14 protein-coding genes are annotated in these 21,478 nt (G+C 43.3%); 1 reads left to right on the top strand and 13 read right to left on the bottom strand.

The window, feature by feature from the left end:
• Positions 1 to 20: 20 nt before the first annotated feature.
• The 12 genes from polA to EP57_RS14405 form a co-directional block, all read right to left on the bottom strand.
• On the bottom strand, positions 21 to 2,648 hold the full coding sequence (gene polA / locus EP57_RS14460; RefSeq protein ID WP_036087814.1) for a DNA polymerase I: 2,628 nt from the start codon (positions 2,646 to 2,648) through the stop codon (positions 21 to 23).
• A gap of 135 nt (positions 2,649 to 2,783) precedes the next feature.
• Positions 2,784 to 4,052, bottom strand: coding sequence for an NADP-dependent isocitrate dehydrogenase (icd, locus tag EP57_RS14455; RefSeq protein WP_036087812.1), 1,269 nt, complete (start codon positions 4,050 to 4,052; stop codon positions 2,784 to 2,786).
• Between the two features lie 20 nt (positions 4,053 to 4,072).
• Complete coding sequence (gene citZ / locus EP57_RS14450; protein WP_036087811.1) at positions 4,073 to 5,194, bottom strand: citrate synthase; 1,122 nt, start codon at positions 5,192 to 5,194, stop codon at positions 4,073 to 4,075.
• A gap of 48 nt (positions 5,195 to 5,242) precedes the next feature.
• Positions 5,243 to 5,704, bottom strand: a complete 462-nt coding sequence (locus tag EP57_RS14445) for a DUF441 domain-containing protein (RefSeq protein ID WP_036087809.1) — start codon at positions 5,702 to 5,704, stop codon at positions 5,243 to 5,245.
• A 162-nt stretch (positions 5,705 to 5,866) separates the two neighbouring features.
• Positions 5,867 to 6,247, bottom strand: a complete 381-nt coding sequence (locus tag EP57_RS14440) for an FxsA family protein (protein ID WP_036087806.1) — start codon at positions 6,245 to 6,247, stop codon at positions 5,867 to 5,869.
• Positions 6,248 to 6,508: 261 nt separating this feature from the next.
• Entirely contained in the window at positions 6,509 to 8,266 is a 1,758-nt protein-coding gene (gene pyk, locus EP57_RS14435; protein WP_036087804.1) for a pyruvate kinase, read from the bottom strand.
• A 250-nt stretch (positions 8,267 to 8,516) separates the two neighbouring features.
• The gene (gene pfkA, locus EP57_RS14430) at positions 8,517 to 9,476 is read right to left on the bottom strand and encodes a 6-phosphofructokinase (protein WP_036087803.1); all 960 of its coding nucleotides are present in this window, start codon (positions 9,474 to 9,476) and stop codon (positions 8,517 to 8,519) included.
• Positions 9,477 to 10,129: 653 nt separating this feature from the next.
• Entirely contained in the window at positions 10,130 to 11,086 is a 957-nt protein-coding gene (locus EP57_RS14425) for an acetyl-CoA carboxylase carboxyltransferase subunit alpha (protein ID WP_036087800.1), read from the bottom strand.
• Positions 11,076 to 11,951 carry an acetyl-CoA carboxylase, carboxyltransferase subunit beta gene (accD, locus tag EP57_RS14420; RefSeq protein WP_036087797.1) on the bottom strand — a complete coding sequence of 292 codons (876 nt, stop codon included), beginning with the start codon at positions 11,949 to 11,951 and terminating at the stop codon, positions 11,076 to 11,078. The genes EP57_RS14425 and accD overlap by 11 nt, the downstream gene beginning before the upstream one ends.
• Before the next feature lie 213 nt (positions 11,952 to 12,164).
• Entirely contained in the window at positions 12,165 to 15,488 is a 3,324-nt protein-coding gene (gene dnaE, locus EP57_RS14415; protein ID WP_036087796.1) for a DNA polymerase III subunit alpha, read from the bottom strand.
• Between the two features lie 114 nt (positions 15,489 to 15,602).
• The gene (locus EP57_RS14410) at positions 15,603 to 17,384 is read right to left on the bottom strand and encodes an ABC transporter ATP-binding protein (protein WP_036087793.1); all 1,782 of its coding nucleotides are present in this window, start codon (positions 17,382 to 17,384) and stop codon (positions 15,603 to 15,605) included.
• Positions 17,371 to 19,119 (bottom strand): ABC transporter ATP-binding protein, encoded by a 1,749-nt coding sequence (locus EP57_RS14405; protein WP_036087920.1) that lies wholly within the window; start codon positions 19,117 to 19,119, stop codon positions 17,371 to 17,373. Before EP57_RS14405 ends, EP57_RS14410 begins: the two co-directional genes overlap by 14 nt.
• 550 nt (positions 19,120 to 19,669) lie before the next feature.
• On the opposite strand from EP57_RS14405, the gene EP57_RS14395 reads away from it, so the two are divergent.
• The gene (locus tag EP57_RS14395) at positions 19,670 to 20,503 is read left to right on the top strand and encodes a helix-turn-helix domain-containing protein (RefSeq protein WP_036087791.1); all 834 of its coding nucleotides are present in this window, start codon (positions 19,670 to 19,672) and stop codon (positions 20,501 to 20,503) included.
• A 44-nt stretch (positions 20,504 to 20,547) separates the two neighbouring features.
• On the opposite strand, the gene EP57_RS14390 is transcribed toward EP57_RS14395, so the two are convergent.
• Entirely contained in the window at positions 20,548 to 21,468 is a 921-nt protein-coding gene (locus EP57_RS14390) for an urea transporter (protein WP_036087790.1), read from the bottom strand.
• Between the last annotated feature and the right edge of the window lie 10 nt (positions 21,469 to 21,478).

Below are 21,478 nucleotides of genomic sequence, written 5' to 3'. Positions count from 1 at the left end.
TTTTTAACTCCTTGCTTCTGTTATTTAGCGTCGTACCATGTATCGCCAAATGCACTATCGACTTTCAGTGGAACCGCGAGTTTAACGGCGTTTTCCATGACATCCGGCACGATTTCTTCGAGTTTTGCAATTTCAGCTTCTGGTGCTTCAAAAATTAATTCATCATGCACCTGCAATAAAAGGCGTGCTTCGAGCTTCTCTTCGATGAGGCGGTCGCTCATTAAAATCATCGCTTTCTTAATGATATCGGCGGCGCTACCTTGGATTGGCGTGTTCATCGCTGTCCGTTCTGCAAATCCGCGCACATTGAAGTTACGGCTTGTGATTTCAGGAATGTAACGACGGCGATGCAAAATCGTTTCCACATAGCCTTTCTCTTTGGCAGAGCGCACAATTTCTTCCATGTATTCTTTCACGGCTGGATAACTCGCAAAATAACGATCGATGAAATCGCGTGCGTCTTTGCGGGTGATGCCTAGATTCTGCGATAAGCCATAGTCGCTGATGCCGTACACGATTCCAAAGTTCACGGCTTTGGCTTGGCGGCGCATGAGAGAATCAACTTCTTCTTGCTCCACATGGAATACATCCATTGCCGTCTTTGTATGAATATCATAATCGTGTTGGAAGGCGTATTGTAAGTTCTCGTCACCAGAAATATGGGCTAGGACGCGAAGTTCGACTTGCGAGTAATCCGCGGAAAAGATTTTCCAACCTGGTTCAGATGGAACGAATACTTGACGGATTTTGCGGCCTTCTTCTAGGCGGATTGGAATGTTTTGCAAGTTCGGGTCTACAGAGCTTAAACGACCTGTTTGCGCCAATGTTTGGTTGAAACGTGTGTAGACTTTTTGCGTATCTTGATGTGTTACTTTTAGCAAGCCTTCGATGTAGGTGGATTGTAGTTTGCCCAATTGGCGGTACATTAAGATGCTTTCGATAATTGGATGCGCGCCTGAAAGCTTTTCTAAGACGTCAGCGGATGTAGAGTAGCCCGTCTTCGTTTTCTTTTCTGCTGGTAATCCGAGGTTTTCAAAAAGGATAACGCCTAATTGTTTCGGTGAATTAATGTTGAATTCGGAGCCGGCATATTCGTGAATGGTTTTCTCCAGTTCACTCAGGCGGCCTGCGAGTTCGACTTTCATATCTTCTAAACGTGCAATATCGACTTTTACGCCGTACATTTCCATTTTCGCGAGGACCTTGGATAACGGTAATTCTAGGTCTTCAAAAAGTGCTAATTGCTCGTTATTTTCTAATTCCGTGCGCATTTTCTTCTCGAGTTCTGCGACTGCGGTTACCTTTCTGGCAAGATGTTCGGCGACGATTTCTTCTGCTGGAATGGCTCGTTTAGCACCTTTGCCGTAAATGGATTCGTCTGTGTTCACCGCGTCATAATCGTGGCTAATGGCTACACTTGCGAAGTCATCGATAGTGTCTGACGGGTTTAGTAAGTAGGAAGCAAGCATGATGTCGAATGTTATTCCTGCAACGGCAATATCGAATTTTGACAGGCCGACAATTGTTTTTTTAGCGTCATAGACGGTTTTTTCTTTTGATTCGTCTTCTAGCCATGTTTGGAAGGCTGGTGATTGTTTAACAGCTTCTTCGTTGGCAAAATAGACTCCTTTTTTGGAATGAACCGCGATGCCGATAAATGGCGCCGTATGGTAATTATCATTGTCTAATTCTACGTAGAGCGCCATTGTATCCTCTAAATGTGCGTCTGTAATCTCTGGCACGATTTCAAATGGGATATTTTCCAGTGCTTTGTCAGGCTCAGCAACATCGCCTTGCAAATTTTTTAACAGTGTCGCAAAACCGAGTTCTTTCAGTAGTGGAATGACTTTTTCGGTATCGTAGCCGTTATATTTCGTATCGGTAATCTTGATTTCTAGTGGTGAGTCGGTGTTGATCGTTGCTAATTCTTTACTCATGATGGCTGATTCTTTGTTGTCTTGTACCTTTTCTTGGAGTTTCTTGCCTGATATTTGGTCCGCATTCGCCAAAACTTCTTCCACTGTGCCGAATTGGTGTAATAGTTTTAATGCTGTTTTCTCGCCAACGCCTGGAATGCCGGGAATGTTATCCGATGAGTCACCCATCAAGCCTTTCATATCAATGATTTGCTCGGGAGTTAGGTCATATTTTTCTTTGAGGCTCGCTGGTGTGTTTTCCTCCATGTCAGTAATCCCTTTTTTAGTAATGAAAACGGTGGTTTTGGGGCTCGCGAGTTGTGTTAAATCGCGGTCTCCGGTAATGACAACGACTTCTAAATCCGCTTTTTCGGCTTCTTTTGTTAGCGTACCAATAATATCATCAGCTTCGTAATTCACAAGTTCATAGCGCGGAATGGAATACGCGTCTAAAAGTTCACGAATGAACGGGAATTGTTCGGATAGCTCGCTCGGCGTTTTTTGGCGGCCACCTTTATATTCTTTATATTGGCTATGTCTAAAAGTCGTTTTCCCCGCATCAAAAGCGACTAATACGTGGTCTGGTTGTTCTCTTTCTAAAACGTTCATTAACATCATCGCAAAACCGTACACAGCATTCGTGTACACGCCTTTATCATTGCTCAAAAGTGGCAAAGCGTAAAAGGCACGATTCGCGATACTATTTCCATCGATTAATACTAATTTATTCATAGGGATTCCTCCTCCAAATTTTGCGCTCATTATGTCCATTTTACCATAGTTACTTGGAATTCGCCCGTACTTAGGAAGGCATTCCGCACAAATAAAAACCGCGTCTCGTCGGAACGAAAACACGGTTTTTGCTTTTTAGAAATTACGAATTAGCGCATCGGCAAATTCGGAACATTTTACTTCTGTTGCGCCGTCCATCAAACGAGCAAAGTCGTATGTGACCGTTTTGTCAGCGATTGTTTTTTCCATGGATTTGATAATAAGGTCTGCTGCCTCGCCCCAGCCAATATGTTCTAGCAATAATGTACCAGAAAGAATGACGGAGGATGGGTTTACTTTGTCGAGGTTCGCATATTTTGGTGCTGTACCATGTGTCGCTTCAAAAATAGCATGACCTGTTTGGTAGTTGATGTTAGCGCCTGGTGCGATACCGATACCGCCAACTTGAGCAGCTAATGCATCGGAAATGTAATCGCCGTTCAAGTTCATTGTTGCGACAACATCAAATTCAGCAGGACGTGTCAAAATTTGTTGCAAGAAAATATCCGCGATGGAATCTTTGATAAGGATTTTCCCAGCAGCTAAGGCCGCGTCTTGTTTCGCGTTCGCCGCGTCTGCGCCTTCTGCTTCCACAATACGGTCATATTCCGCCCAAGTGAATACTTGATCGCCAAATTCGCGTTCTGCAAGCTCGTAGCCCCATGTTTTAAATGCGCCTTCCGTGAATTTCATGATGTTGCCTTTATGCACAAGCGTCACGGATTTACGGTTTTCTTTGATTGCGTACTCAATCGCCGCGCGAACGAGGCGTTCTGTTCCTTCTTTAGAAACAGGTTTCACACCGATTCCTGATGTTTCTGGGAAACGGATTTTATTTACGCCAAATTCTGTTTTTAGGAAGTCGATTAATTTCTTCGCTTCGTCGCTACCTTCTTTGAACTCGATTCCCGCGTAAATATCTTCTGTATTCTCACGGAAAATCACCATATCCGTATCTTCTGGGCGCTTCACAGGGGAAGGCACACCAGTGAAATAGCGAACTGGACGCAAGCACACGTATAAATCTAATTCTTGACGTAACGCCACATTAAGCGAACGAATTCCGCCGCCGATTGGTGTTGTCAGTGGTCCTTTGATAGCAATAAGAAATTCATCAATCGTATCTAAAGTCGCTTGTGGCAACCATTCTCCAGTTTCATTAAATGCTTTTTCACCCGCCAAAACTTCTTTCCAGGCAATGGCTTTTTCGCCGTTATATGCTTTTTTCACAGCTTCGTCTAGTACGCGCTTAGATGCACGCCAAATATCTGGGCCTGTGCCGTCTCCTTCAATAAATGGAATCACTGGATTGTTTGGTGTTTGTAACACGCCGTCTACAACTTGAATTTTTTCACCTTGTGTCAAATCAATTTCCTCCTTCTATTTTAGTCCCGTTCAGTAACAGGGATATATTCGCGTGATTCTGGACCAACGTAAATGGCACGTGGACGAATCAATCGATTATCACGATATTGTTCAAAAATGTGCGCCAACCAGCCCGATACACGACTCATCGCAAAAACAAGCGTGAATAAGTCATGGTCAATGCCTAACGCATGGTATACAGATGCGGAATAAAAATCGACATTTGGTTTCAGATGCTTGAACTCCCACACCGCTTCTTCTACTTCTGCAGAAATGTTATAGTATTCTGGTTCGCCACTTTTTGCGGTTAATTTCTCGGACATTTCTTTCAGATGGCTAGCACGTGGGTCGCCGCCTTGGTAAACGCGGTGTCCGAAGCCCATGATTTTTTCTTTGCGGTCAATTTTGTTTTGAATATATTCGCGGGCATTGCCTTTTTCTTTGATTTCTTCTAGCATGTCAATGACGCGTTCGTTCGCACCACCGTGTAACGGGCCTTTAAGAGCGCCAATCGCAGCTGTTACGCCAGAATATACATCGGATAAAGTCGCAACACATACGCGGGCTGTGAAGGTGGAAGCATTGAATTCATGATCAGCATGCAAGACAAGTGCTTTGTTCATCGCTTCTTCCGCCAAATAGCCAGCTTCTTCTCCTGTTACCATGTACAAGAAATTAGAAGCCATACTTAAATCATCACGCGGCGGAATTGGATCTAAACCACGGCGAATCCGTGAAAATGCAGCAACAATGGTTGGCATTTTGGCTTGTAAGCGAATCCCTTTGCGGTACACTGCTTCTCCGTCATCCATTTCTGCTTCTGTATCAAAAACGCCAAGCATCGATACGGTTGTTCGCAAAACGCTCATCGGATGTAATTTTTGGTGGTGTTGTAAGCGCAAACTTGTAATAATTGATTCTGAAACGGCCATATTTTCGCGGATTTCTCCTGTGAATTTCACCAGTTCTTCTGCATCTGGCAAACGTAAATGCCATAGTAAATAAATAACTTCTTCAAATGTTGCGTTACTCTCCATTAAATCATCAATGCCGTAGCCAACATACGTTAACATATCGTCTAAAATCGAACTAATGGACGTTTCCGCCACATATACATTCTCTAATCCTTTTGAAACTGTCATCCTGTTTTCCCCCTAACAATATGAATTTAGCATCTTTTGCTATGTAAGTTATTTGAATAGAGCGACACCTTGCATAAGTACGTACGCAATTCCCGCTGCAATGACTGGTCCAGCCGCCACACCACGGAATAGCACAACCGCTAAAATGGTACCAAATACAAGCGATACCGTTACTTGTGGATCAACAGCCATGTAGCCAACGCCCTTCTTTGCCAAAATGGAAACCGCGATTCCCGCGCCTAAACCAATCCAGCCCGCCGCTGACTTGAAGGAGTCTATTAAGTCTTTAAAACCTATTTGTCCCGTCGCAATCGGTATTAAAATCGCAACAGTAATGACTGTCACGCCCCAATTGATGCCTCGTGATTGAATCGTTTCCATTATTTTTCCGTCCACATGGAAAAGTTTTAGCAAGATAACGACTGCCACTGCTATAATCAATGAATTATTCTTGGCTAGCAACCCGAGTAAAAGAAATAGTAATAAAAATAGCATGCTTTCTGTAAACAAAAAGACACAACCTTTCTGCCTGAATGACCGTCTTTTTTTGAGCCAGTTGCTGTCTTCTATCTATTTTGGTCGCAGTAGAACTATTATAGCACACCTGTACCCCTGTGTGTAAAGCGATACTTATTGTATATCTAAAAATAGATAAGAAAACCCAATGACTCTTTATTTCATATCAAAATACGTGAAGTTCCCCTGATTGATTCGTTGTTGTACCCACCTGCTGAGGCGTGGTTTGATCCAAGTTCGTACGAATGGAAGAAAAAATAGTAAACCTGCGATGGAGGTAATGATGCCAGGAATGATAAGTAGGATTCCTGCTAAGAAGAAACAGAACATATCAAGCAAGTACGGTGTGATGGTTCTGCCTTCGTTTAGGTTTTGGCCGATGCCGCGCCATAGTCGTTTTACGATGAAAATACCGAAAAGACTGGAGGCGATTTGGATGAGGAACAGTGGCCAAAATCCGATCCAGAAAAAGAGCAAAATATAGGTGAGTAGTTCGATGAGACCGTATGCGGCCCAGTAGTATGTGATTTTTCGCATTGGGGTGTCGCCACCTTTCTTATGTGATAAAAAACCAGATCATGCTGTCCCTCCGATGAATTTGGCGGGATTAGTGATCTGGTGTTTTGTTTAGAGTCTTACGAAGCTTTGTTTGCTGAGTTCGAGCCTAAATATTGGTTTTGATTGTGTAGCTTGTTTCGCGATTTAGTTGCACACACCCGCAGAAAAAGTCCTCTTTTGACTTTTTCTGCGACCGCTCCAGTTTCTGTCAGGGCTATACAGGTGTGTTTCGCTTTTTTCTTAATGTGTTGCTGTTTTACCGTTGTAGACATTGCCTTGGCGAGCATCTACTGTGATTGTTTCGCCGTCTTTTACTAGGTCTGTAGCGTTTGTTGCGCCTACGATTACTGGAATGCCTAGTGTGATGCCTACTACTGCTGCGTGGCTTGTTAGACCGCCTTCTTCAACGACTACTGCTGCGCTTTTTTCGAAAGCTGGTAGCATTTCTTTGTCTGTTGTTTTAACAACTAAGATGCCGCCTTCTTCTGCTTTTTCTAGAGCTTCTTTATTGGATTTCGCAACGATTGCTTTTCCGATAACGGAGCTTGAACCAATACCGTGACCTGATACTGCTTTGTCACCGATTAATTGGATTTTCATTAAGTTTGTTGTACCGGATTCAGTTACTGGTACACCAGCTGTAATGATGATTAGGTCGCCTTGTTTTGCTAAGCCTGATGCTAGTGATTCTTTTACTGCAAGGTCGAACATTTCATCTGTGTTTGAGATTGGCTCTGCTAGACGTGGGTATACGCCCCATGCAAGAGATAATCCGCGACATACTTGTTCGTCGAATGTCACTGCTAAGATGTGTGATTTTGGACGGTATTTCGAGATCATGCGTGCTGTGTGACCACTTTGCGTTGTTGCAACGATTGTGTGTACGTTAAGGTTGCGCGCTGTGTGACCTACTGCTTGGCCGATTGCTTCTGTCATATCAGAATTAGAGTGTGCTTTAAGTGCAAATTTATCTTGTGCAACTAATGCTTCTTCTGTACGTAGTGCAATTTTAGACATCATTTGTACAGATTCTACAGGATAATCCCCAGCCGCTGTTTCACCAGAAAGCATGATTGCATCCGTACCATCAAAAATGGCATTGGCTACGTCACTTGCTTCGGCACGTGTTGGACGTGGGTTGCGTTGCATAGAATCAAGCATTTGCGTCGCTGTTACAACAGGTTTCGCAAGCTTGTTACATTTCTTAATCAATTCTTTTTGAACGATAGGTACTTCTTCTGCTGGGATTTCAACACCAAGATCTCCACGAGCAACCATTAAACCGTGAGAAACTTGTAAAATTTCATCGATGTTGTCCACGCCTTCTTGGTTTTCGATTTTAGGAATGATTTGAACGTGTGTTGCATTGTTTTCTTCTAAGATTTTAGTAATTTCAAGAACGTCTGTTGCGCGACGAACGAATGATGCTGCGATGAAGTCAATGCCTTGCTCTAGACCAAAACGAATATCATTGGCATCTTTTTCTGTGATACCTGGTAGGTTGATAGATACGTTTGGTACGTTCACGCCTTTTTTGTTTTTAAGTACGCCTGGGTTTTGAACAAGTGTTACTAGTTCACGGTTTGCAGCGTCTTTTTCTGTTACTTCAAGACCGATTAGTCCGTCATCTAAAAGAATAACAGATCCGATTTCAACATCGTCAAATAGTTCTGTATATGTTACGGAGAATTTCTCTTTCGTTCCTAGAACTTCTTGCATTGCTACGCGAACAACGTCACCTTTAGCAAATTCTAATTTCCCGTTTTCCATATCATTTGTACGAATTTCAGGACCTTTTGTATCAAGTAAGATAGCTACTTGTTTTCCTGTAATCTTAACTGCTTCACGAATATTTTTGATACGCGCGCCATGTTCTTCATAATCACCATGTGAAAAGTTAAGACGGCAAACGTTCATACCTGATTCGATTAATTGTACTAATGTTTCCACCGTTTCACTTGCTGGTCCGATTGTACAAATAATTTTTGTTTTTTTCATTTTTTATACTCCTCCTAAGAATACCTATTCATTCGTTATTTATTATAAACTCATCGGCTCCATTTTACCAGTAACTGCACTAGTAAACAAGGGGCTTGTGAATTCATATGCATGTTGACTAAACTTTTGATGTCTTTTTGGGCAATTGTGTATGTAGCATTTTTGTTGTTACACAGCACTTGATTTTCATTTTAATCCGTATTAAGAGGCTTCTAACATGATTGAATTAGAAACCTCTGTCATAGTCGTATTAAATCGAAAGAATCGTTGCTAAATCGAACATTTCTTTATCGATAACGTGTTTTTCTTTCAAAACTTCTGTAATGTCGTTCTCAACGATTTTATTATTCTTGATACCTACAGCAAGTCCGCCGCGGTTCTCGATTAATAAATCAACGGCACGTGCGCCTAAACGACTTGCCAATACGCGGTCAAATGCTGTTGGGCTACCACCACGTTGCACGTGACCTAAAACAGTTACGCGTGCATGATAATCGCCAAACTCCGCTAATTGTGTTGCAAATTCATTTCCTGAAATAACACCTTCTGCAACAACGATAATACTATGTTTCTTACCGCGTGCTAGACCTTTGTTCAAGCGATCCACAACATCTTCCATTTTGAAATTATGTTCTGGAACGATGATAGCTTCAGCACCACCTGCTAGACCAGACCAAAGCGCGATATCCCCAGCGTCACGACCCATTACTTCGATAATGAAAGTACGTTCATGACTTGTCGCTGTATCACGAATTTTATCTAGTGCGTCTAAAACAGTGTTTAATGCTGTATCAAAGCCAATTGTAAAATCAGTACCAGAAATATCATTATCGATTGTTCCTGGAATACCAACTGTTGGGAAGCCGCGTTTTGTAAGGGCTTCAGCGCCGTGATAAGAACCGTCTCCACCGATAACAACAAGACCTTCAATACCGAATTTCTTCAGTTGTTCGATACCTTTCAGTTGTCCTTCTTCTGTCGCGAACTCAGGGTAACGCGCAGAATATAAGAACGTTCCTCCACGATGAAGTAAATCACCAACAGAACCTAGGTCCAATTTATGAATATCACCATTGACAAGACCTAAGAAGCCATAGTCAATACCGTATACTTCTAGACCTTCATAAATACCTTTACGAACAACGGCACGAGCCGCGGCGTTCATTCCTGGTGCATCTCCACCACTTGTTAAAACTGCAATACGTTTCATCAAAATCCCACCTCAAACAATGAATATTATTTTTCATCACATGGTTACATTCTACATCACTTTTCCCAAAAATGAAAGCACGAATCTAGTCCTTTCTTCATGTTTTGTGAAACTTTTCATTAATTATGCGCTCAAATGGTGTAGACCAATTCTCGTTTAATCGGAATCGGTACTGGTTTATTACCCTATGAAGATGTATACCAAACATAGTTGGAATAATATGGGGCATAACCCAAATAAATCGGCGACAAGCGCTCGCATTCAGGAAGTTTGGCGGACTTCCAGTTCTCATGTACAGTCGTACACTCCGCTTCCGGCTTCCACCAAACTTCCTGAATACAAACGCTTTCGCTCGATTTGTGTAAAGCAAAATTTTTCGTCCTACTCAAAGGTAAATGGCTCGGTGGTTTTGCTTTATCTTGAGTTTGTCCCAGCATCATTTCTTGTTCGCGATTAGAGCAGGCTTCGTTAAATTTTTTGCTTTTGCTTTCTCGGATATCGCTATTTTGGCAAAATATATTGCAGTGTCTTTGTTCATTGCTTTTGGTATTTTTTATGTATAACACATTCAAGGAACGTCGCATGTATCTTAAAAAGCGCTCTGAATTCATATGAAACGCAAACAAAAACCAGCCCTGAAAGCTGGTTTTTGGTTATAATTCCTCGTAAACACCGATTTTTTTGAACTTCTCGTATCGTTGATTGGCTAATTGTTCGCCGCTAAGTGCAGACATAGCGTTTAAGCCTTTACGAATAACCGTTGAAATAAGTGCTGCTTGTTCTTCGACATTGCGATGTGCACCACCACGGATTTCTGGAATAATGCCATCTGTAATGCCTAAATCAAATAGGTCAGCGGCGGTAATTTTCATGGATTCGGCTGCTTGTTTGGCAAGGCTCGCGTCTTTCCATAGAATTGCTGCGGCGCCTTCTGGTGAGATAACGGAATAAACCGCGTTTTCCAGCATGTAAATCTGGTTTCCGACACCAAGAGCTAATGCACCACCACTTCCGCCTTCACCGATGACTACAGAAATAATCGGCACGGTCATATCGCTCATCTCGTATAGATTACGTGCAATCGCTTCGCTTTGTCCGCGTTCTTCTGCAGCACGACCTGGATACGCACCTTTTGTATCGATAAAACAAATAATTGGGCGACCAAATTTATTCGCTTGTTTCATCAGGCGTAGCGCTTTACGAAACCCTTCTGGATGTGGCATGCCGAAATTACGATGTAAATTATCTTTCGTATCTTTTCCGCGTTGGTGACCGATAACTGTGACTGGCGTGCCATGAAAAGTTGCTATTCCAGCAACAATCGCTGCATCATCGCCAAAATAACGATCGCCATGCAACTCCATAAACTGGTCGAAAATCAGCGGAATATAGTCGAGTGTCGTTGGACGTTCTGGGTGACGCGCTACTTGAAACTTGTCCCAAGCCGACATATTGCCGTAAATCGCGTCTTCTAATTTGCCTAAACGAATCTCTAGTTTCACAATTTCTTTCGTTAAGTCCACGTCAGACTTCTCGTTGTATTCTTTGAGATCGGCAATTTTTGTTTGTAATTCTAAAATTGGTTTTTCAAATTCGAGTTCATTCGCCATCGGATGCGACCTCCTTTTTGGTGTGGATGTCTAGAAGGAAGCGCAATGTTTCGCGCATATCGAGGCGTGAGATAACATCGTCTAGTTGGCCGTGTTTGAGCAGAAATTCTGAGGTTTGGAAGTCTTCTGGTAAGTCTTCGCGAACCGTTTGTTCAATAACGCGACGTCCTGCAAAGCCAATTAACGCCCCTGGTTCTGCAAAATTATAATCGCCTAGCGACGCAAAACTTGCAGAAACGCCACCTGTTGTAGGATGGGTCATGATGGAAATCGCTAAACCTCCGTGATTACTAAAGCGCTTGAACGCTGCGGATGTTTTCGCCATTTGCATTAAGGAAACCATTCCTTCTTGCATTCTGGCACCACCTGATGCGGTGAAAATAATGAATGGAACGCCTAGTTCGTCCGCCTTTTCAACGCCACGCAAAATTTTCTCGCCGACAACGGAACCCATACTCGCCATGCGGAAACGTGAATCCATCACTGCTACGACAAATGGTAGTTTCGCAATGGTCGCAGTTCCCGTTAGAATCGCCTCGTTTAGGTCTGTCTTCTTCTTATCTTTGGCAATGCGATCCATGTAGTCTTCAAATTGAAGTGGGTTTGCGGTCGTTAAGTTCCCATCTATTTCGTGGAATGATTCTTCGTCAACTAAATAAGCGACACGTTCTTGCGCGCTAAGTGAATGATGATAGCCACAGTAACTACATACCTTCAAGTTTTTCTGTAACTCTTTGGAGTACATAATTTTTTTACATGAAGGACATTTTGTCATAATACCTTCCGGAACATCAGGCTTTGTGCCATCTGAAGGAATTGTTGCATACTTCCTCTTTTTCGGTTTTGTAAATAGATCTCCTAACAAAGGATGAACCCCCTTAAAACACAATCTCTTTTCCTACCAGCGCGAAAAAATAATAAATAATAGCCGTACTTGTGCGCATTGTTATGGTAGTTTATATTCTTGCTTAACAATAGTAGCATTTTTTAACGCATTTGTCTTATTTATTTTATGCCTATAGCAAAACTAGCCGCCTCATCCCATTACTATATCATATCTAGGTACACTTTTAAAAGATTAACGAATGATAAAATTACCTTCGCCGAGAAGTTCGGTGATTGCTTTTGCGGTTTCAGGGCTACCGTTAATGCTGAACTTCGGTTGGAGTTGGGTCGTTTTTTTCGTTGCTTCGTCGTGTAAAATAACGCTGATATCGCCTCTGTTAGCGAGCAGGATTGGTTTTAGTGTTTCGAACTGGCTTGCTGTTTTGACGCGTAGGAAGGCGCGCTTCGGTGTTTCAACGTCTTTTACGTTTTCTGCTTTATGGATGACGAGTTGTAATTCGCCGTTTCGTTGGTCGACTTTGGCTTGAATGAGTAGGATAAGACCTTTTTGTGCTAGGTCTGTGTATTTTCGGTAGGTTTCAGGGAACATGACGGCGCTTATTTCGCGGCTGTCGTCACTTAAGGTTAGGAAACACATCGATTCGCCTTTTTTGGTGCGGATTGTTTTGATGGCGTGCACGTAGACGGCTAATTGATAGGTTTTACCGACTTTGATTTGTGAGAGAGCTGTGATGTCTAGTGCGCGAAGCTTTTCTTGGTAAAATGTGACGGGATGCGCGGATACATATTGGCCAACGTACTCTTTTTCTTTTTCCAATTTTTCATCAAGAGGTAACGGGCTTGATTCGCGGTACTTCGGTTTCATTTTGCTGAAAAGTTCGTCGTCGGTTGTGAATAAATTGATGCCTTTTTCGTCATCGCCAAGTAGGCTAACGTATTGAAGCGCCGCGTCCATAGAGGCGATATAGGTTGCGCGGTCTTTGCCAAATTCGTCGAAGCAGCCAGCATAAATGAGTGCCTCAAGCACTTGTTTGGTTAATTGTTTTTGTGGCATGCGTTCGCAGAAATCGAAGAAATCACGGAATGGCTCGTTTTTGCGTTCGTTTACGATGGCCAGCGCGAACTTGCTTGGAATTTTGCGGATGACGCGCAGGCTAAAGCGGATCGCATCGCCTTCCACTTGGAAATGGTAGTAGCTTTGATTGATGGATGGGCCGCGCATTTTGATGCCATAATTCTTGGCTTCTGTGATATATTGACTGATTTTGTCGTCGTTGCCAATAACAGCGCTAAGAAGTGAGGCCATGAAAGCTGCTGGATAGTTGGCTTTTAAGTAGGCTAATTGGAAGGCGATTTTGGAATAAGCTACGGCATGGCTTCGGTTAAAACCGTAATTCGCAAAGCGGACAATGAGGTCGTACACTTGATTGGCGCTTGCCTCTGTGTAGCCTTTTGCACTTGCACCAGACACGAAATGAATGCGTTCTTGCTCCAAAACATCGGCCTTTTTCTTACTCACTGCTCGGCGCAATAAATCTGCTTCGCCAAGTGAGAAACCCGCCATTTGTGAGGCGACTTGAATAATTTGTTCTTGATATACGATAATGCCATACGTGACACCTAAAATTGGCTCTAAATCCGGATGTGGATAAACAATGTCTTGTTTGCCGTGTTTGCGCGCAATGAACGTGTCGATTTGTTCCATTGGACCTGGGCGATACAAGGCGTTTGTCGCGACAATGTCTTCAAACGAAGTCGGGCGCAAATGTTTCAACACACGCCGAATACCGTCTGATTCGAATTGGAAAATCCCCGTTGTGTCCCCTTTTTGAAAAATTTGCAACGTCTTGGCGTCGTCTAACGGAATGTCTTGTAAAGTAAGCGATGTTTTGCGTGTATAATTGACATTTTTTAAAGTCCGGTCAAGCAATGTCAAATTTCGCAAGCCCAAGAAATCCATTTTGAGTAGGCCGATTTGTTCTAATTCCCCCATCGCAAATTGCGTCAAAAGCGCGTCGCCACTCCCTTTTTGAAGGGCAATCTGGTCTACAAGTGGGCTATCACTAATCACCACACCGGCAGCATGTGTCGAAATATGGCGCGGCAAACCTTCAATTTCCGTCGCAATCTCCCAAATAAGTTGGTTCTGCTCGGAACTAATAATATGGCGTTGCAACGCAGAAGACTGCTCATGGGCACGCGTCAACGTAATGCCCAGTTCACGCGGAATCAATTTCGACCAGTCGGCAAGTTGCGTGGCATTTAAACCAAAAGTCCGCGCTGTATCACGAACCGCAGCCTTCGCAGCTAGCGTCCCGAACGTTCCAATTTGCGCCACATGTTGCGTCCCATACTTCGAAACGACATAAGAAATCACTTCGTCGCGCCGATTATCAGGAAAATCCAAGTCAATATCCGGCATCGTAATCCGCTCTGGGTTCAAAAACCGCTCAAACAAAAGCTGGTATTGAATCGGGTCCACATCTGTAATCTGTAGCACATAAGACACGAGCGAGCCCGCCGCCGAACCACGCCCAGGTCCCGTCAAAATCCCGTTCTCACGCGAATATTTCATCACGTCCCACACAATCAAGAAATAATCAGAGAATCCCATATCTTGAATGACCTTCAATTCATAATTCAGCCGCTCCCAATAAACCGCATCAGGATTCGCCACCCGTTTTAGAAGCGCTTCATGACATAAATCTTTCAAAACCGGCCCTGCTTCAAAACCAGGAGCTAGTGGGAATTTCGGTAATAAATGTTGGTCCATCGCGATATCCACATGGCACATCTCCGCGATTTCACCGGCACGATACAACGCCTCTTGCTCAAATGGCGTCACAAATAACTGTTCCATTTCCTCTGGTCCAGCAAAATAAGCCCCACCAGCCGTCGGTAAGTTATGCCATGCAACCGTTTCATTATCTCGAATCGCACGCAAAATCTCCGTACTCCGAACCCCTTTTGGCTCCAAGTACTGCACATTCTTCGTAGCTACTGCTGGCAATTGCTCGTTCTCGCAGAAATCACGAATCGCCTCATACGCTGGATTTTCTTTCTGCAACGTCATATAAAAACCAGATTCGCCAGCGATTTCTTGCCATTTGGAGACAACGATTCTAGCGTCTTCTATCATGCCTTGACGGATTAAGCGCTCGATTTCACCCGTTTCGCCTGGTGAGAAGAAAAGCAAGCCTTCCTGATAGGACTCCAACCATTTTAGCGGCAATACTTGTTCTTCGCGCGTTTCAATGGCACTGGAAATTTTGAGCAGGTTGCGGTAGCCTTGGGTTGTTTTTGCTAGTAAAAGCAGTTCGAATGTTTCTAACGGCTGGGTTACGCCTTCCACCGAAATCGTCATGCCAATAATTGGCTTAATGCCCGCCGCTCTACATTTCTGGTAAAACTCAATAACGCCATACATCACATTATGATCGGTAATAGCAACAGCAGGATAATGAAATTGTTGTGCTTTCTCGATAATTCCGTCGATGGCCGCGGTACTTGAAAGCAAATCGTATGCACTCGCCACTTGTAAATGAACAAATCCCATTATCCTTCTCTCCTTTAAATATTCTCTTCTCTATTATATCGGTTGTTCTCCAAAAAAGAAAGCGTATGTTCGGTTTTGTTTGAAGAAAACCAGACATACGCTTAAATCCTGCGATTACAACGCTTGGAGCATATCAAATTGAGATTGGTACAACTGATAATAATAGCCTTTTTTTGCCATTAGTTCATCATGACTACCCGATTCTTGAATGCGGCCATTATCGATATAAAAAATTCGCGAACTGTTCTTAATTGTGGAAAGTCGATGCGCGATAATAAATGAAGTTCGTCCTTCCAGCAATTTTTCCAGCCCTTCTTGTAGCAACATTTCCGTTTGCGTATCAATGCTTGACGTCGCCTCATCCAAAATCAGAATTTTCGGGTCTGCTAAAAGCGCTCTTGCAAATGAAATGAGTTGCCGTTGTCCCGCAGAAAGCGTGCTGCCACGTTCCTTTACTTCTGCATGATAGCCATCTTTTAACGCAGAAATGAAATCATGCGCCCGCACAACTTTCGCCGCTGCGATAACTTCTTCTTCCGTCGCATCCAATTTACCATAACGAATATTTTCTAAAATCGTCCCGGAAAAAATGAACGTATCCTGCAACATCACGCCCATCTGCTCACGCAAAGATCGCAATTTCACTTCCGCAATATTTTCGCCATCTACCGAAATCTCGCCCTCATTGATATCATAAAAACGACTTAGCAAATTGATGACTGTCGTTTTCCCAGCCCCCGTCGGACCAACGAGCGCAATACTTTCACCAGCTTTCACATCAAAAGAAATGCCTTTCAAAATGTTTTTACCTTCCTCATAGCGGAAATACACATTATCAAAGCGCACATTCCCCTTAATTGTCGGCATTTGACGCGCGTTCGGTGCATCAATAATATCCGGCTCCACATCCATCGTTTCGAAAATCCGCTCTAAATAAGCCGTCGCCGTAATTAACGAATTATAGAAATTCCCAATATTAATGACCGGATTCCAGAAGTTCCCGACATAACCAACGAAAGCAACAAGTGTACCCGTAGAAACCTCGACACCGAGCCCTTTAATCCCGACAAAATAAATTAAACAGGTCGTAATAACCGCGATGTTCTGCACACCCGGCCAAAGCAAAAACTGAATTTTAACAGCCTTCATCCAAGATTCACGGTAAGCATCGCTCACTTCTGTAAAAATTTCATGATTCTCCGTTTCTCTTGAAAACGATTGCGTCACCTTAATACCTGCGATACTTTCATGAATATACGCGTTCAAATTCGACTGCTTATTGCTCAATTGTTGGTACGCGCGTCGTTGCGCATTTTTTATAACCATAACAATGACGAATAACACAGGAATCAAGATTAAACTGTAAAGTGTCATTTTAACATCAATGGCGAACATAAACGCTAAAGTCACAACGACACTTAAAATATCCGAAATCAAGTTAATTAGCCCATTTGAGAGCAAATCGCTTAACGTATTGATATAATTGACCACCCGAATAAGAATTTTACCATGCGGGCGGCTATCAAAATACGCGAATGGAAGTTTTTGCAAATGTTCGAATATAGAGAAGCGCATATCTTTTAAAATATCTTGCCCAATTCGTGTAATAGCACCAATTCGGTACCACATACATAACCCCGTAACAATAACAGAAGCAACGAAAGCAACACCAAGCCATGCGAGTAACGTCATGTCTTTTTGCGGAATCGCCGTATCGATGACTACTTTTGTCAAATAGGGTCCTAACATTGTCGCTACATTAGCCAGCAAAATAACGAATAGCGTGATATAAATCGATTTTTGATACGGTTTAACAAACACCATAATGCGTTTTAAATGCGTCATATCAAATTCTGCTTCCAGTTCCTCGTCAACATTGAACTTATTGCGCGCCATCCATATCCACCTCCAACCCTAACTGTTTACGATACGTGTCATAATAATAACCTTTCGCCGCAAGTAACGATTCATGCGTACCCCGCTCAATAATTTTTCCATGATCTAAAATTAAAATCTCATCCGCGTCCTTCACGGAAGAAATCCGGTGCGCGATAATAAAAGTCGTCTTGTCATGCGTGATTTTGTTTAATTCCTCTTGAATTTTCACTTCCGTTTCCATATCAACCGCAGAAGTCGTATCATCCAAAATTAAAATTGCGGGGTCTTTCAGCAACGCCCGAGCTAGCGAAATCCGCTGTTTCTGTCCACCAGACAAACCAACACCGCGCTCTCCCACAATCGTGTCGTAGCGTTCTGGCATCGTTTCGATAAAATGATCCGCATCCGCAATCCGCGCCATTCGCCGCACATCCTCTGCCGTCGCATCCGGCGCTCCGAACGCAATATTGCCCTCAATCGTATCCGAGAACAAGAAAATATCTTGCATTACCGTCGCAATATGATTTCGCAACTCCCGAACATGCCATTTTCGCGCGTCCACACCATCTATCAACACAACGCCCGCCGTCGGATCATAAAATCGGCAAATCAAGTTCACTAGCGTCGACTTCCCAGATCCCGTCTCACCAAGAATCGCGACCGTCTCACCAGGTGAAGCCTTAAACGTAATATCCGTCAAAACTGCCGTGTCCGGATCATCCTCAAAGTAAAACGACACATTCTGAAACTCCACAAAACCCTTCAACTCTGGCGCTGCCTTCTCCGCCTGAATCGGAATTTTCGTCTCCGTCCCGAGCATATCTCGAATTTTAAAAGAGGAAGCAACAAAGCGTTGTGCATCATTAATCAACCAGCCACTCATCCGCATCGGCCCATTTAGCATCCACAAAAATCCGTTAAAAGCTACTAAATCCCCCAATGTCATCTGCCCTTTAATGACCAGAAAGCCACCATAGATCAGCGTAATCACAACAAGAATCCCAGCAAGCGAATCTAACACAGGTAAATAGCGTTTCGAAACCGCCGCAGAATCCATATTTCGCTTTTTAAAATCCTCATTATGTGCCTTAAATTTTTCAATCTCATAATCCTCACGCGCAAATGCCTTCACAACCCGGTTTCCACTAATATTCTCTTCCACCATCGAATTCAGCCGCGAAAAGCTCTCCCGAATCTCATAAAAAACCGGTTGCGCATACTTGGACATTTTGATTGTAAAAAAGGCAATAAACGGCGTCACAATAAGCAATACCAACGTCAACTTCCAATCGATCCGCATCATCACAATAATCGCAAACAAGAACAAGCACGCATTTTCCAAAATATTATAGACCACCCAAGAAACAAAATGCCGAATCGCATCCGTGTCCCCCGTCATCCGCGCCATAATATCTCCGACCCGCGTATTATTAAAAAACGCAAAATCAAGCGATTGCAATTTTTTATACAAGTCTTCCCGAATTTGAAACAACGCGTTCTGCCCCACACGCTCAAACATAATTTGATACGTATAACGAAAAATCGTCCGCAAAACCGTCGTCCCAATCATAATGAACAGAAGCGGCAATAACCAATTCATTTTCCCTTGATGAATCACATCATCGATCACCTTACCACCAATAATTGGATACACCACACTAAGAAGCGACGCAATAACAATAAAAAATACCGAAACCCAAACAAACCCGCGCTTCCCCTTCGTATACTGCCAAATCCACTGCAAACTACCCACAATACCACCCCATTCCAACCTATTCACCCATCTATTTTACTCCCCCCAACAAAAAAAAGAATGGTGTATGTTAGGGTTTATGATGGAGAATGTTGTATAATGAATGAAAAGCTGAACGGGCTCGCCCAGCTCCGAAAAAAACTGGAGCGGCCGCAGTAAAAACCCGCTCTTGGTTTTTGCGGAGGGCGTGAAGTTTTCGAGGAGCTAGCCCGTGAAGCTGGATCGCGAAACAAAGATACGCATCAAACCCAAGTATTCCCGCCAAACACGATCACCCTGACAGAAACTGGAGTGGCCGCAATAAAAATCCTCTTTTGATTTTTGTGGAGGGCCTGAAGTTTCCGAAGGGCTGGCTGTTTCAGCTGGATCGCGAAACAAAGACACACCCAACAAAGAAAAACCACCACCCCAGAACCAGCAACCAAACCAAAAAAACACAGCTTCCACCCAATCAAACAAAGGAAAATCAAAAAAAGGCCCACCACACCCACCAATCTAACTTCAAAAAAACTCAAAAATGCACACGCTTACAAAAAAAGGAGGCACCACCATGCTAAAAATCAACACAACAACCTTCAACCCCCAAATCCTATACATCGCCGACTGCTACACAAACGAACCGAGCACCGGCACAAAACACCACCACGACTTCCTCGAAATGAGCATCATCTATTCTGGAAGCGTCAACTACAACATCGACAGCCAAATCTACCACCTAAAAGCCGGCGATGTCCTACTATTCAACCCAGGCATCGACCATTTCGAATTTTCCGAAGATGGTACCGAGAACACGCAAATACACATCGGCTTCCGTCATTTCTCGCTAGAAGGCTATCCGCGCGACACATTCCCATTCAAAACATCTGTCATCCGCCTTCACGAAAACAAAACCAAATTCATGGAAACCTGCACCCAACTACTCGCCGAGAAATACCATGAAAAACCCGGCTACGATCTTATGTTAAAAGCATTGCTCATGCACCTTATCATCTACATCCTGCGCGACGCCGACCCAGAACAACTCGAAAACAACGGCTTCAAGCTCTCCACCGAAGCCCAAGAAAAACAAACACTCGTCAACGAAATCATTCATTACATGGAAAAACATCACACCGAAGACGTCACGCTATCCAGCCTATCGCAAACGATGTACATCAGCCCAACTTATATTTCCAAAGTTTTCAAAGAAGAAACAGGCGAATCACCAATCAATTACCTCATCAAAATCCGTCTATCACGCGCGCATGACTTGCTAACTTCCCAAGACGTCACTGTAAAAGAAGCCGCAAAACTCGTCGGATACAACGATGCCTTTTATTTCAGCAAACTTTTCAAAAAATATTACGGCTTTCCACCATCCGATGTCCTTAAACAAACAAGCTAAAAAAGGAACCACTTTTCATCTCGAAAAGCAGTTCCTTTTTCATGTTAATATTCTCCTTTTTTCATGCTTTCGGCAATGACTAAGAAAAGCCATGTCACTGCGACAAAAGGCATCGTTAAGGCGGGTAAGCCAAGCGGTTCTAGCGCAATCTTCACGACAGGCGTTAACAATACCGTCAAAATCCCGCCGATCACGACATAAACATAACCACCACGAACTTTCGTGTAAAACGCTGAGCCAAGTGCAATCATCGTCAAAATCGTATTATACGAATACAATCCCATCTCCAAACTATGCAAGTTCAGCCCGCAAATATACACGACCGCAATACTAATCACTACCCCCGCGCCTGCCATCACTGTGTTGCGCCACCCAGAAATGACAATCGCCGCCAAAATAAAGAGCGAACAAATATAACTATCTTGTAAAAATACCTCGCCAAAATCTTTAATTAGCGCCCCGAAAAAGTCAATATCCTGCTGGCCACTTGTTAATTTTTCAATAGGAGTCACTGCAACAGCATCGCTCAAATGAACGTGCGTCATCGCATAACTCGCTAAAATAATGCACCAGGTCACCGCAATAAATGGAAAAGTAAGTGACGGCAAGCCGAAATGTCCAGCTAATCGATTGAAGGCTATCGTGAAAAAGACTGCAATAACCGCCCCAATCAACGCCGCAACATACTTCGAATCCCCATCCAAAAATAACAAACAAGCAATGCCCGTCAAAACGGAACTAAAGCCATACAGACCATGCTTGATTTTGTCACGATTTGCACCGATATAATAAGCCGTTGCCGTTCCTAAACAGCTCGCCACAAATGCCGTCAGACCAACGTCCCAAGATGCTAAGGAAAGTCCGATCAGAATCAGCAACCCGCTCCACGCGTTATCAATCAACAGCACTTGCGACACGCCTTTTAAGACACTTTTCAAAGCAACCGTTATATTATTTTCCCCCACACATCTTCAC

Origin of the sequence: Listeria booriae, from assembly GCF_000766865.1 — a bacterium.
Classification (GTDB): domain Bacteria; phylum Bacillota; class Bacilli; order Lactobacillales; family Listeriaceae; genus Listeria_A; species Listeria_A booriae.
This window is presented reverse-complemented; position numbering and strand designations above follow the sequence as displayed.

Bases quoted from the DNA above. Each gene is read 5' to 3' on its own strand.
- citZ (WP_036087811.1), bottom strand. From the start codon at position 5,194: ATGACAGTTTCAAAAGGATTAGAGAATGTATATGTGGCGGAAACGTCC.
- EP57_RS14395 (WP_036087791.1), top strand. From the start codon at position 19,670: ATGCTAAAAATCAACACAACAACCTTCAACCCCCAAATCCTATACATC.
- EP57_RS14410 (WP_036087793.1), bottom strand. From the start codon at position 17,384: ATGGCGCGCAATAAGTTCAATGTTGACGAGGAACTGGAAGCAGAATTT.
- polA (WP_036087814.1), bottom strand. From the start codon at position 2,648: ATGAATAAATTAGTATTAATCGATGGAAATAGTATCGCGAATCGTGCC.
- dnaE (WP_036087796.1), bottom strand. From the start codon at position 15,488: ATGGGATTTGTTCATTTACAAGTGGCGAGTGCATACGATTTGCTTTCA.
- pfkA (WP_036087803.1), bottom strand. From the start codon at position 9,476: ATGAAACGTATTGCAGTTTTAACAAGTGGTGGAGATGCACCAGGAATG.
- EP57_RS14425 (WP_036087800.1), bottom strand. From the start codon at position 11,086: ATGGCGAATGAACTCGAATTTGAAAAACCAATTTTAGAATTACAAACA.
- pyk (WP_036087804.1), bottom strand. From the start codon at position 8,266: ATGAAAAAAACAAAAATTATTTGTACAATCGGACCAGCAAGTGAAACG.
- EP57_RS14440 (WP_036087806.1), bottom strand. From the start codon at position 6,247: ATGCGAAAAATCACATACTACTGGGCCGCATACGGTCTCATCGAACTA.